The sequence below is a fragment of the Sporomusa aerivorans genome (genome assembly GCF_041428895.1).
Taxonomy (GTDB): domain Bacteria; phylum Bacillota; class Negativicutes; order Sporomusales; family Sporomusaceae; genus Sporomusa; species Sporomusa aerivorans.
In genome coordinates this window covers 1,711,956-1,724,112 of record NZ_CP156926.1, presented here as the reverse complement: position 1 = coordinate 1,724,112, position 12,157 = coordinate 1,711,956, and the positions used below count along the sequence as shown (strand labels likewise).

Sequence of the window (12,157 nt, the reverse complement as noted above, 5' to 3'; positions counted from 1 at the left end):
CAAATTTTGTTAATTATTATTCTAACCTATTTTCCGTTAAAGTAAAATATATGACTGCGAAAAACAAAAGGAGGCAATCGTGACTGTACCAGTCACCGATTGCCTCCGGTTTTCCGGTCAGCAAAAGAACTATCTTGTAATTATGGTAGCATATGCCTGCCGGGCTGTCAACCCTGTTTTAACAAATTCCCGCCAAATTAGAGCTTAGGCGTAATTTTTTCCTTGAACATCTGTTTGCCGTCTTTCATTTCAATAACAACGGCGCTCTTGATAGGATTATGATTGGCGTCAACGGTCATTATGCCTGTGCTTAACTGAAGGTTCTTGGTCTGTTCCAGAGCTTCACGGATCTTTACAGGATCGGTGCTGTTGGCCCGTTTAATGGCATCAATCAGGAGTAAGCCGGCATCATAGCCGAGAGCCGAAAACACGCTGGGTTCCTGATTATATTCTTTTTTGTAGGCCTCAATGAATTTGACGACGTTGGGATCGGTATCCTGCGAAGAATAGTGGCTGCTGAAGAATGTATTGTTAAGCGGCGCAGCGCCGGCAATTTCCACTACCTTGGAATCATCCCAGCCGTCGGTTCCGAGGAACGGCATGTTCATGCCCATTTCCCGGGCCTGTTTGAGGATTTTGCCAACTTCCTCATAGTAGGCCGGCAGGAATACAACATCCGGATTCATAGCCTTAATCTTAGTAAGAGTTGATTTGAAGTCCTGGTCTTTTTGCAGGAATGCTTCTTTACCTACCACTTTACCGCCATTTTGGGCAAAGACGGTCTCAAAAGACTGCGCCAGGCCTTTGGAATAGTCGGAACTGCTGTCGATAAACACAGCTGCTGTTTTGGCCTTTAGTGTGTTGCTGGCAAAGTTGGCCATAATAGTGCCCTGCAGCGGGTCAATGAAACAGGAACGGAACGCGAAGGGTCTGGTTTTACCGTTATCTACGGTAATTTTCTCGTTCGTGCCTGTCGGGGTAATAATAGGAACTTTATTATCCTGTGATACCTGGACGACGGCTAAAGTATTGGAACTGGTGGCGGGACCGAGAACAGCCACAACTTTGTCCTGCGTAATCAGCTTGGTGATGGCATTAGTGGCTTCGGCTGCCTCCGATTTATTGTCTGCCAAGACCAGCGTCAGTTGCTTGCCCAGAACGCCGCCGTTGGCATTGGCTTGCTTAATGGCTAATTGAATTCCGTTGACTGCCTGTTTGCCATAGTTGGCAACTCCGCCTGTCAACTCAAAGTTACCGCCGATTTTGATATCATTGGTTTCCTGTTTGGCGCCGCCGCCGCAACCGGCAAGCGCGCCGGCCATCAGCATTGTGCTTATAGCCACAGCTAATAGTTTCTTGCGCATATTTTCCCCTGACCTTTCCCTTCCTCTGCAGCTACGTCTTCTAACTCAAAACAAGTAAAAGTCCTTTTTAAAAAATGTTTTTGCACAGAGGAGTTTTTGTATTTTGTACTCAAAACAAACTATACACTTTTACACCTTGTATGTCAACACTTAATTGTTTGTGTCGTTAAAAAGGACATTTGTCTTTTTTGTTCACACTTCCGCGATAAAACAAAAAGTTAGCCGATGTTGCCCTTCTCCAGGCGAAAGTTATACTTTCTATCAGGATAAAAAAGGGGGTACTCTTTCTGTCGAAAGAGTACCCCCCTAAAAAGAAGCTAGGCAATAAAGCAGTTAAGTTCTGTCTGAACCGGTTCAACCCCGATCCGCTGGACAAAGGCGTGAAAAGACTCGCCGTCCGCCCGGTTGGCTTTATAAAATATCACAAGTTTTTCAATGGCTTGGGCGGCCTCATCGGCAGCTACACTGCCTTTAAGTTTTGTACCGAAGGAAGCTTGCGGCCCCAGTTTCCCACCGACGGAAATTTCAAACGCCTCAGTTATTTTGTCACCGACTTTTTTCATAACTCCCTGCAGGCCAATATCGGCAATCTGCTGTTGGCCGCAGGAATTTACACAACCGCTGATATGAAGAATGAGCGGTGTATCCAGTTCAACATTTTTATCGAGATATTCGAGAATGGCTTTAGACCGCTCTTTGGTTTCCGCAACCCCCAGCGGACAAAACTGCGTGCCGGTACAGCAAACGGCATGAGCCGTGAAAGTCTTGGGAAACGGCGTCAGACGGACGAGCACTTTTTCGGCCAATAGAGTCTTGACCTGGGTGTCGGCAATATTGGGCAATATCAGATTTTGCGAGTTAGTGGTGCGCAGGGAACCATCGCCGTACTGATCGGCCAGATTAGCCAACTGCTCCATTTCCTCGGCATAAAAACGCCCCAGGGGAACAGAGATTCCCAGATAGTTAAGTCCTGGTTGCTTTTGCTTACGCACACCGTATTCGCAGCCGGCATTCCAGTCAACAACCAGATCCTTGCCCCGGCTGGCCAGCGATCCTGTGATTTTCAGCAATTCTTCCTGAAACTTGTCAATACCCCAGTCAGCCAACAGAAATTTCAGGCGGGCATGATTACGCTTTTCCCGGTAGCCGTAATCACGGAAAATAACACCTACCGCTTTGGCGACCGCCAGCACTTGTCCTGGCTCGACGAAAATATCCAGCGGCTGAGCCAGACAAGGTTTGGCGGAAAGGCCGCCGCCTGCCATGACATTAAAACCAAGCGTTTTTACCCCGTCAACTTCTTTCTCCGCCGGCGTAAACGACAAATCGTTGATTTCGGCGTGAACCGGATTATGGATACTGCCGGAAATCGATATTTTATATTTGCGGGGAAGGTTGGAGAAGTCCCTGTTGTTATGGAAGAAATCAGATACTTCTTTCAGTACGGTCGCGGCGTCAAGCACTTCTTCCGGATCATAGCCTGCCACCGGATTGCCCACAATCGTGCGCGGACAGTCGCCTGCCGACTCAATACAGCTCAAACCCACTTTCTCCAGTCTGGCGAAAATGTCCGGCAAATACTCAACCCGTATCCAGTGGAACTGAATAGCGTGCCGTGTGGAAATGTCCAGTAAATTACGGCCGTAATCCCGGGAGATGCCCCCTAGCACCCGGGCCTGCGCTGACGTAAGCACCCCGCCGGGAACCTTAACTCTCAGTAAAAAATAGCCCTCTTCTTTCGGCCGCGATATGTACAGCCCCAGCCATTTCAGCAAATCAAAGTCCCGTTCTTCAACAGAGGCAAACCCCAGTTTTGCAAAACGCTCAATGTCTTCAACAATATCCAGCCCGTCTTTTTCCAGCTTAATCAATTCAACCTTGTTCAATTTAGTAAGATCGCCCGCCCAGGTTGGTTTCACAATGATTCCTCCCGTTTTAAATTTAGTTATATTCAAATAACGAAAAGGCCAAAGTTCACCTATTGAACTTTGGCCTTCAGTTTTCTGATTAGCACATAATTACACTACCAAAAATTCTGCCGCTTGTAAAGTGAAATTGTAAAATTCGTTGACTATATGCCATCGCCATGAAGGCCCGTTAGTTTGCCTACGCGGTATTTTTCGGTCCTCTCGACCTGCATAATTTGTCCGGCCTGTATTTGAATGGCAACCTTGCCATACTCCATACCGCTGACAGACTGTATAATACGAGTTCGTATCCCCGTCCCGCCCGGCTCTTTCGCGGCGGCTTTGGCAGACCCTTTGGCCTGCTGGTCGCAAATCCGGATTTTCTCCAGCTTTTCAAGTTGAATTACCTTTGAGTCCTGAATTACCAGTGTAAGCGAGCCAAAACTTATATCCCGCACCGCCTGTTCAATCAATTCAAGCGCCGCATCGGAAAAATACTTGCCTGAAACTACCTCATCCTGCTTAGCCATACTTTTACTCCCCCATTTGGCTCTAACTATGCGCGTTTAACCCGGAAACCATGTGTTTCCGACACCTTGCGGCCAATTCCCTGAATTTTACCGGTAATGCACGACCGGCAATGCGCCGGCGTATCATTGATGCAAATCTTGCCGGGATAAAGAAGATACATTTGACGGTATTCACCTTCAGTAACATTGGGCATAACCACATTAGCCCCCCGCTGTAGAGCCAGTACCCGCCCACGGGGATTCAGCGACTCCATTGCCGTTGTGGCCGGAATGTTGATATCCGGCATCAGCAGCCGGAGCATAGCCACAACCTTGGTGCTCATTTCAAATGTTCCGCCGCTTTCACCGGCCAGCGGCGTATCCGGATTGGGAATAAACGGCCCAATCCCAAGCATATCGGCATCAATTTCTTTAAAAAACAATATATCATCAGCCAAGGACTCCACGGTTTGCCCGGGAAGCCCCACCATACTGCCTGTGCCGAGTTCAAACCCCAGCTCTTTCAAATCCCTGAGACATCGCGCCCGGTTATCCCAGCTCATTCCCGGATCCAGCTTCTCATATAGCTCTTTATCGGTTGTTTCAATTCTTAAAAGGTATCTGTCCGCTCCGGCATCACGGTATTTTTCATATACTGCCCGCGACTTTTCGCCGACACTCAGCGTTATCGCCAAATCAAGCTCCTTGATCTTCCTGATGAGACAGACCATAGTCTCTGTATCGAAACAGTCATCTTCACCTGACTGCAATACTACCGTCCGATATCCGTAGGACTTAGCTTTTGCGGCGAAATCAACAATTTCATCCGGCTTCAAACGATAGCGCTTAACATTTTTATTATCGCGTCTTAATCCACAGTACAGGCAATTCTGTTTACATATATTTGAAAATTCAATTAACCCCCGCAAATGCACCTCGTCGCCTACATAGGCTTTCCGCACCCGGTCGGCGGCGGCAAAGAACTCTTCCTCATACTGGGTATCTATAAGCAACGCTACGATTTCTTCTTTGGAAAGCGTATGCGTTGTTTCCGCCTTTTGAATTAATTCCCCAATATTTTTAGGTTCAGTCATATGGATCACTGCCTCTCCCCCAAATTTCAAAAACAGGTTGCCCTTTTGAAATCATGATAAATGCTTTTTCCATCGGCGTCAATACAAAGTACCCAACATTTTATCCGACGACTAACCCGCTCTAAGACTCCCCCTTCTATAAGCGGGAGTTATACCCCTACGGGCACAGGCGAGCGGTTAATTCTACTTTATAAAGTAATCTTTACAATACCTATTGACAAAATTTATCGTCTATGGCAAAATATATTTCAATATCTCTTAATTGCATATCAAACTTATCGAGAGTGGTCGAGGGACTGGCCCTATGACACCCGGCAACCGGCAGAAATGCAAGGTGCTAATTCCAGCGGAGCAATCCGGAAGATGAGTTATTCGTGTTTATAAACGACTCTTCTTGCGGAAGAGTCGTTTTCTATTATTTATATAAAAGCAGGAGTGATAATTTATGAGATTTGCAACCAAAGTTGTCCAGGCCGGATTAGTCACAGACAAAACCACCGGCGCCCTTAGTACTCCCATTTACCAGACAGCCTCCTTCCGCCATCCTGAGCTAGGCCGCAGCACCGGCTATGATTATTCCCGCACCCAAAATCCAACCCGCAAAGCCGTAGAAGAAGCGGTAGCCGCACTGGAAGAAGGTCATGCCGGGTTTGCCTTTTCCTCAGGCATGGCTGCCATCACAGCCATTCTCATGCTTTATCGCCCTGGTGATCATCTGATTATTACCGAAGACTGTTATGGCGGAACTTATCGCGTTATGGATAAGTTATTTGCACAGCTTGGTTTAAGCGCCAGCTTCGTCGATACCAGCAATATTGATCAGGTACGGCAGGCGCTCCAGCCGGCAACCAAGGCTATCCTGGTGGAAACGCCGACAAATCCGCTGATGAAAATCGCCGATATCAGAGCTATTGTTGCTTTGGCCCGTAAGCACCAGAATCCTGTCCACGTCATTGTCGATAACACCTTTTTATCGCCTTATTTCCAAAAGCCCTTACTTCTGGGCGCCGACATCGTATTTCACAGCGGTTCAAAATACCTGGCAGGCCACAACGACGTTATCTGCGGTATTGCCGTGGCCAAAGACGCCGCCCTCTGTGAACAGATTGGCTTTGTCCAAAACGCTGCCGGCGCAATTTTAGGGCCGCAGGACAGCTGGCTGCTGCTGCGCGGCATGAAAACTTTGGCCATTCGCCTGCGCCAGCACGAACAGAACGCCCTGGCCATTGCCAAGTGGCTTACAACGCATCCCAGCGTCACCGCAGTGTATTACCCCGGTCTTCCCGGTCATCCCGGCAAAGAAATTCAGGAAAGCCAGGCCTCAGGCTACGGCGGCATGCTGTCTTTTACTGTAGATCATCCCCGTCTGCCAGAGCAGATATTGCGCAAGGTAAAGGTTCTGCAATTCGCCGAAAGCCTGGGCGGCGTTGAGTCATTAATAACTTTTCCGGCCGTACAAACCCATGCCGATATCCCGGCCGACATCCGCAACCGTCTTGGCATTACCGACTGTCTGCTGCGATTCTCGGTCGGCATTGAGGATGTAGAGGACCTCATTGCCGATCTGGCGCAGGCGTTGGAATAGTAATAGGCAATAATAAAACAGAGTAACCTTCAGATGAGGTTAAAGCCCCATCTGAAGGTTACTCGCCTATCCAGTGACTTAGCCGTTCGCCTGTGCCCGTTAGAGGTATAACTCCCACTTGTAAAAGCAGGAGTCTTAGAGCAGGTTGATCGTCGGATAAAAGATCTTACTAGTAATATAGTGGCCGTATTGAAACGTAACGTTTCAATACGGCCACTATTGTTCTGCCGGGCAACGGCATGATCGGGCTAGCCAAGGTAAAACGAATCGACATAATTAATAGCAAATATTGTATTATATAAAAATTATCTATAAAAATATTTAAAATGCATATTTTTAATTTATATATCTTTTAATTATAATATGATCAAAGGTCGATAGATAATTTTAATGATATGCGAAGGGGGGAAGAACTATGAAAAAGCATGTGGCCAGCAGAAAGCCAATGGAGCTTACTTTGTCAAACCAGAACAAACTAAGCAGAAATTTTAATTTGCATCAGGCTAAATTTGCTGCAGCGACGAAAAGAGCGGAAGAATTACTGAGTCAGCCTGCCCCGCTTGGCATTAACGACTCTTTAAATTGCGGAAAATTTAATGCTAAATTTGTGAAAGAAATAAGAAAATCGCTTTTGGGTTGAATGGTCATCGACATTTAGCTTGACCTTAAATTTCACTGGAGAAGTTATAGCTGCCAATAAAAACTTAAAAAAGCTTCTCAGATAATGCTGAAGTATAATTTTAAAACCGGGAGGAAGGAAGTTATGCTTGAAATGTCTGCTGCCGCCATCGCTTCACTGCTTGGTGTCATTATTGTAGTTGGTTTATCAATGTATGATGAAGAACTCAATGTGGGTATCGTGGCTATTGGCTTTGCTATTGTTATAGGAGCTGCTTATGCTAACCTTTCTGCTGTCAAGATTATGCAAGCATGGCCGCTGGACTTGTTTATGATTTTAACAGGTGTAACATTCCTGTTTGGCATTGCGACAACCAACGGCACAATGGATAAGCTTACGGCTAATGCTATCCGTTTAGCAAAAGGGAATACTGCGTTAATTCCTTTAATTATTTTCTTGCTAATTACTATTATTACGACGATCGGTCCTGGTAATATTGCCACTGTAAGTCTAATGGCCCCGGTAGTTATGTCTATAGCCGGCCGTATTGGCATGAGCGCGTTTTTAATGACACTGCTTGTTGTCGGCGCTGCTAATGGCGCTGCTTTTTCTCCAATTGCGCCAACCGGAATCATCTCAACTTCTATCCTTACCAAGATGGCGCCACAACTGGAAGCTCTTGGTCAGCATCTGGGCGACATAAATATGTTAGCCTGGAAAATCCACCTGAATTCCGAAATTACCCAGGTTGTTGGTAATGTCGGCGGGTTTCTCGCGCTTGGCGGCTGGGCATGGATACGGCAACAGCGCAATTCCAACTTAAGCATAGATGACATTGCGCCGAAACCAGATCCCTTTGATAAAAAACAATGGTTGACGCTTGCTTCTATTTGTGTATTGGTGCTATTAGTTATTTTACCCAGTCTGTCTGCAACGAAAAGCTGGTTCTCGCCAACTATGATGAATCTTATCGGTACCGGCAAGGTAACTAATGTAGGCGCTGTGGCATTCCTGCTTTCTTGTATTCTTTTAGTCTGTAATGCTGGCGATAGTAAATCCGCTGTTAAATCAATGCCCTGGTCTGTAATTATCATGGTAGGCGGTATGGGAATTTTAATTGATGTAATGGATAAAGCGGGCGGCCTAAATGCTCTCGTAGGAATGATTGCAGCAGTATCCAATCCGGTTAGTATCAATGGTGTATTGGCTTTTGCATCCGGCATTATATCTGCTTACTCAAGTTCTTCCGGAGTGGTAATGCCGATGTTTCTCCCTCTGGTTCCTGGCTTGATTGAACAATTAGGCGGCGGTAATGCGATATCTATGATTTCCTCCATTAATGTTGGTTCGCATATGGTTGATACTTCGCCGCTTTCTCTATTCGGCGCAATTTGTATTGCTTGCGCGGGTGAACATGAAGACAAAGGGAAATTATTCCGGCAGTTGATAATTTGGGGTTTTTCGATGTCAGTAGTTGGCGCCGTTCTATGCTATATATTCTTCGGCATCCTGGGTCTTTAGTTTCTCTCTCTTAGCATATATAGCGCACCCCTGATATCAATGGGCAATTTTCCTATTAAAGCGTAACAGGTATATTTAGGTTTGTTTGTTGTTCCTTGCGTGGTTAGGTCTATCCAGAGGATATGAACAGATATAAATACTATCTGTTCATACTTCTTTTTTTTAAAAAAACTAATAAATTAATGGATTTTATTCCTTAAATTGTAGGTGTAGATATTATGATTTTTTTTGAAGCAATACAAGAAAACCTAAGTATTGTCATTATGATTACGGTGGGATATTTGTTAGCGGAAAAAGGCTGGTTTAACCCTGAAAACTCTCGCCTAATAGCCCGTTTGGTGACGCGGATTTCTTTACCGGGATTGATGATTTGGAACCTGACAAGCAGCTTCAACAGGGAAAATCTCCTGGGCTTGAGCTATGGCCTTGGCGTGCCTCTGGTAACGATATTAGGGAGCTGTGTAATTGGAATTTTGCTTGCCAAATTGATAAGGATACCTAAAAACAAGCAAGGGGTATTTATTGCCGGATCTTTCGGCGTTAATACGATTTTTGTGGGTTTGCCGGTCAATCTGGCGTTATTTGGTCCTGAAAGCCTGCCTTATGCGCTGTTGTTTTATATTGCCAACACCTGCACTTTCTGGACGCTGGGAACTTATTATATAAGTACAGACGGGAGTGGTCCCAGACATAAATTTTTAAGCCTGGATACATTGAAAAGTTTTTTTTCGCCCCCTATGCTCGCTTGTCTTGCTGGCTTATTTCTGGTTTTAACAAATACCAAATTGCCGCCTTTTCTATTAGACACCTGCAAGTATTTAGGCAATATGACAACCCCTTTGGCAATGCTTTTTATTGGGGTAGCTATTCACGATGCTGACATTAAGGAACTGAAACTAAGCAAAGATATGCTGGCTATGTTTATCAGCCGCTTTGCCATCGGTCCAGCTATCGTTTTTTTGCTGGCGCTGATATTTCCTTTGCCGGTGCTAATGAAAAAAGTTTTTGTAATTCAGGCTGCGATGCCGATCATGACTAACCTCTCGATTATGGCTGCCGCCTATGGGGCTGATGCCAGATATGCCGCTGTATTAACCTCGGCGACAATTTTGTTATCCATGGCAGTGATTCCGCTTTACATGGTCATTTTATAGCAGTAAATAACGGGAGTTCAGCTAACTGACTTGACAGGATTATGCCTTCTATAACATAAATTGAGGGATTATCCATTCTATAACAAAGTATTTATTTTATCTTCTCTCCTTTGACGTGAAAAACCACTAAAACACATAGTTTTAGTGGTTTTGTATTACCAAAAAACTCGAATCATGTCTGAAACTGCCGCACCCGGAAATTAACCCCGATCTCTTCTGCAATCGCCCGGCAGGCCGCAATATCTGCCGGCGGCATCACATCCACTACCGACAACGTCACCTCAGGGACATACTGTCTGCATTTTCCGGCAAAATCAAGCAGCGCCGGATAGGCTGCTTCATCATAATCCGGCAGGCATAACTGTTGATACTCCTGGCTGTTCTTGGCGTTCATGCTTATAGAAACCGCGTCTATCAAGCCGGCCAGACGCGGGGTAATATCCTGTCCGCAGATTAGATTGGCATGGCCATTGGTATTGATGCGAACGGGTTTGTCAAATTCGTCCTTAAGCTGCCGGCTTATTTCCAGTACATCAAACGCACGCATCATGGGTTCCCCATAGCCGCAGAAAACAAACTCTTTATACTGATTTATATCCCGTTTGCGGATGTCAGCAAGCACCTCCGCGACGGCAGGCTCCCGTTCCAGCCATAACTGAATGCCTGCCGCAACACCCTGGGAGTTATTCCTTACACAAAAAGAACATCGATTGCTACAACGATTGGTAATATTTATATATAATGCATTTCCCAGCTCGTATGTGATCGTCATAGTAATTCTCCCCTCAGCCAGCGAACCTATATACCGTCGCCAAGTATGCCTTCCTGCTCATTAATCCGTCTTTTCTCCGTTTTTTCTATTTGTTCAACTTTACCATCTTCAATCCGGATAATCAACTGCCCGTACATCAAGCCCTGCAATTGAGCCAAAATCCTGGACTGGAACGCATGCTGACCTGCCGGGACATCCCGCACTATATAGCCTGTTTTGTTCTTTGAGGAAAAAATGAATTTTTCCGTTCTCTCCATCTTTATCACACATCCGTCCTGCACTGTCAAAACCAGGTAACCGTATTGCATAGTATGAAGAGAGTACCGGATCAAATCTATGATCTGTGCCGACAAGAGCTTTTTGGGGCTTACCTTTTCCACACATTACACCTCCGAATCTTTAGTTAATACTACTCATCAGCTAACAAGATGCAATGCAAAAAACAAAATACCAAAGGCTAAGGGACTCATGCTAAAGAGAAGACTTGCTTAGGCCAAGTCCTTAGGACACGGCCCCCGCCTTAGTCACTCTTTGGTTATCAGCAAGGGAAAGGTCGCTGATAACGTTAAGAAGTCCCTTAGCCTTCAGTATGTCTGATCAGCTAATGCGATTGTTAAATTGTTCTTCACACTAAAAATTACATTATAAAGCGGCGGACGAAGATATAGCCTCAGCCACATTCTGTTCCGGCGATTTTTTCTTTGTTGCTGAAAAATGTTCATTTTGCAGCAGTTCCCAGATTTTGTGCCGGACCCAGCCAAAGTCGGCTGACGAGCGAATGCCGTCTCGCGGTCTGGGCAAATTGATTGTGACAATTTCTTTAATGGTTCCGGGGTGCGCGGTCATTACGGCAACCCGGTCGGCCAGAAACACGGCTTCATCAATACCATGGGTTACAAAGACAATTGTCTTTTTCGTTTTTTCCCAGATCCGAAGCAGTTCTTCCTGTAGGACTTCTCTGGTCTGGGCATCAACAGCCGCAAACGGTTCATCCATAAGCAAAACTTCCGGATCGTACGCCAGGGCTCTGGCGATGGCCACCCGCTGTTTCATCCCGCCTGACAGCTCATGCGGATAACGGTCCTCAAAGTTTTTCAGGCCAACCAGTTCTATATACTGCTGACTGATTTCTTTGCGGTCTTTTTGCGGGACTTTTTTTATTTCCAACCCAAACTCTACGTTCTTTCTTACTGTTCGCCAGGGAAACAGCGCATAACCCTGCATGACAATGCCTCTATCCAATGCCGGGCCGGTGATGAGCTTTCCGTCCATAAATATTTCGCCGGAGCTAGGTTGGGCCAACCCGGCAATCATGTCCAGAAAAGTTGACTTACCGCAGCCGCTCGGTCCGACAATGGCCAAAAATTCCCCTTGTTTAACAGTAAGATCCAAATGTTTAATGGCTTCAAATTCGGTAGCCTCTTCGTTCGGCTGCCGCTTTATCTGGTATACACGCCGTATATTGCGGGCAATGATTTTGTCATCTTTGTCAACTGCCGTTGCCACCTCTTGCTTACTCGACATAAAAGTTTCCTCCCTTATATAGTATCCATAAAGCAGACCTAGCTTCAGGTGGAGTTAACCCCAGCAGAAGCTAAGTTGCTCTTATCCAGGGACTTAACCGCTCGCCAG

The 12,157-nt window shown here is 45.9% G+C and carries 12 protein-coding genes and 1 riboswitch; of the genes, 5 read left to right on the top strand and 7 right to left on the bottom strand.

Annotated features, from left to right (window positions below; genetic code table 11):
• Nucleotides 1-79 precede the first annotated feature (79 nt).
• Nucleotides 80-208 (top strand): hypothetical protein, encoded by a 129-nt coding sequence (locus SATMO3_RS07770; protein WP_371379798.1) that lies wholly within the window; start codon nucleotides 80-82, stop codon nucleotides 206-208.
• On the opposite strand, the gene SATMO3_RS07765 is transcribed toward SATMO3_RS07770, so the two are convergent.
• The 4 genes from SATMO3_RS07765 to hydE form a co-directional block, all read right to left on the bottom strand.
• Nucleotides 198-1,328: an ABC transporter substrate-binding protein gene (locus SATMO3_RS07765; RefSeq protein ID WP_371381683.1), complete on the bottom strand. Its 1,131-nt coding sequence runs from the start codon at nucleotides 1,326-1,328 to the stop codon at nucleotides 198-200. The two genes, SATMO3_RS07770 and SATMO3_RS07765, sit on opposite strands and share 11 nt — an antisense overlap.
• A gap of 353 nt (nucleotides 1,329-1,681) precedes the next feature.
• Nucleotides 1,682-3,283, bottom strand: a complete 1,602-nt coding sequence (locus SATMO3_RS07760; RefSeq protein WP_371379796.1) for a nitrite/sulfite reductase — start codon at nucleotides 3,281-3,283, stop codon at nucleotides 1,682-1,684.
• A 152-nt stretch (nucleotides 3,284-3,435) separates the two neighbouring features.
• Nucleotides 3,436-3,801 (bottom strand): DUF2292 domain-containing protein, encoded by a 366-nt coding sequence (locus tag SATMO3_RS07755; protein WP_371379794.1) that lies wholly within the window; start codon nucleotides 3,799-3,801, stop codon nucleotides 3,436-3,438.
• Between the two features lie 26 nt (nucleotides 3,802-3,827).
• Entirely contained in the window at nucleotides 3,828-4,874 is a 1,047-nt protein-coding gene (hydE, locus tag SATMO3_RS07750; RefSeq protein ID WP_371379792.1) for a [FeFe] hydrogenase H-cluster radical SAM maturase HydE, read from the bottom strand.
• Between the two features lie 272 nt (nucleotides 4,875-5,146).
• A riboswitch (SAM riboswitch) is annotated at nucleotides 5,147-5,244 on the top strand.
• Nucleotides 5,245-5,319: 75 nt separating this feature from the next.
• Here hydE and SATMO3_RS07745 point away from each other — a divergent pair.
• The 4 genes from SATMO3_RS07745 to SATMO3_RS07730 all read left to right on the top strand — a co-directional run bounded on the left by SATMO3_RS07745 (nucleotide 5,320) and on the right by SATMO3_RS07730 (nucleotide 9,753).
• On the top strand, nucleotides 5,320-6,459 hold the full coding sequence (locus tag SATMO3_RS07745) for a PLP-dependent aspartate aminotransferase family protein (protein ID WP_371379790.1): 1,140 nt from the start codon (nucleotides 5,320-5,322) through the stop codon (nucleotides 6,457-6,459).
• 415 nt (nucleotides 6,460-6,874) lie between these two features.
• Nucleotides 6,875-7,099 (top strand): hypothetical protein, encoded by a 225-nt coding sequence (locus tag SATMO3_RS07740; protein WP_371379789.1) that lies wholly within the window; start codon nucleotides 6,875-6,877, stop codon nucleotides 7,097-7,099.
• A 123-nt stretch (nucleotides 7,100-7,222) separates the two neighbouring features.
• A complete protein-coding gene (locus SATMO3_RS07735; RefSeq protein WP_371379787.1) occupies nucleotides 7,223-8,599 on the top strand; it encodes an SLC13 family permease in 1,377 nt (458 codons plus the stop codon).
• A gap of 218 nt (nucleotides 8,600-8,817) precedes the next feature.
• The gene (locus tag SATMO3_RS07730) at nucleotides 8,818-9,753 is read left to right on the top strand and encodes an AEC family transporter (protein ID WP_371379786.1); all 936 of its coding nucleotides are present in this window, start codon (nucleotides 8,818-8,820) and stop codon (nucleotides 9,751-9,753) included.
• 172 nt (nucleotides 9,754-9,925) lie between these two features.
• Here the strand turns inward: SATMO3_RS07730 and SATMO3_RS07725 are convergent, their stop codons facing one another.
• The 3 genes from SATMO3_RS07725 to SATMO3_RS07715 all read right to left on the bottom strand — a co-directional run bounded on the left by SATMO3_RS07725 (nucleotide 9,926) and on the right by SATMO3_RS07715 (nucleotide 12,049).
• Complete coding sequence (locus SATMO3_RS07725) at nucleotides 9,926-10,525, bottom strand: TatD family nuclease-associated radical SAM protein (RefSeq protein WP_371379784.1); 600 nt, start codon at nucleotides 10,523-10,525, stop codon at nucleotides 9,926-9,928.
• A gap of 26 nt (nucleotides 10,526-10,551) precedes the next feature.
• The gene (locus SATMO3_RS07720) at nucleotides 10,552-10,905 is read right to left on the bottom strand and encodes a DUF2292 domain-containing protein (protein WP_371379782.1); all 354 of its coding nucleotides are present in this window, start codon (nucleotides 10,903-10,905) and stop codon (nucleotides 10,552-10,554) included.
• 262 nt (nucleotides 10,906-11,167) lie between these two features.
• Nucleotides 11,168-12,049 (bottom strand): ABC transporter ATP-binding protein, encoded by an 882-nt coding sequence (locus tag SATMO3_RS07715; RefSeq protein ID WP_371379781.1) that lies wholly within the window; start codon nucleotides 12,047-12,049, stop codon nucleotides 11,168-11,170.
• Between the last annotated feature and the right edge of the window lie 108 nt (nucleotides 12,050-12,157).

What these genes read in the sequence shown, in the direction of transcription:
- SATMO3_RS07765 (WP_371381683.1), bottom strand. Translation starts at nt 1,328, where the DNA reads ATGCTGATGGCCGGCGCGCTTGCCGGTTGCGGCGGCGGCGCCAAACAG.
- SATMO3_RS07755 (WP_371379794.1), bottom strand. Translation starts at nt 3,801, where the DNA reads ATGGCTAAGCAGGATGAGGTAGTTTCAGGCAAGTATTTTTCCGATGCG.
- hydE (WP_371379792.1), bottom strand. Translation starts at nt 4,874, where the DNA reads ATGACTGAACCTAAAAATATTGGGGAATTAATTCAAAAGGCGGAAACA.
- SATMO3_RS07745 (WP_371379790.1), top strand. Translation starts at nt 5,320, where the DNA reads ATGAGATTTGCAACCAAAGTTGTCCAGGCCGGATTAGTCACAGACAAA.
- SATMO3_RS07740 (WP_371379789.1), top strand. Translation starts at nt 6,875, where the DNA reads ATGAAAAAGCATGTGGCCAGCAGAAAGCCAATGGAGCTTACTTTGTCA.
- SATMO3_RS07735 (WP_371379787.1), top strand. Translation starts at nt 7,223, where the DNA reads ATGCTTGAAATGTCTGCTGCCGCCATCGCTTCACTGCTTGGTGTCATT.
- SATMO3_RS07730 (WP_371379786.1), top strand. Translation starts at nt 8,818, where the DNA reads ATGATTTTTTTTGAAGCAATACAAGAAAACCTAAGTATTGTCATTATG.
- SATMO3_RS07725 (WP_371379784.1), bottom strand. Translation starts at nt 10,525, where the DNA reads ATGACGATCACATACGAGCTGGGAAATGCATTATATATAAATATTACC.
- SATMO3_RS07715 (WP_371379781.1), bottom strand. Translation starts at nt 12,049, where the DNA reads ATGTCGAGTAAGCAAGAGGTGGCAACGGCAGTTGACAAAGATGACAAA.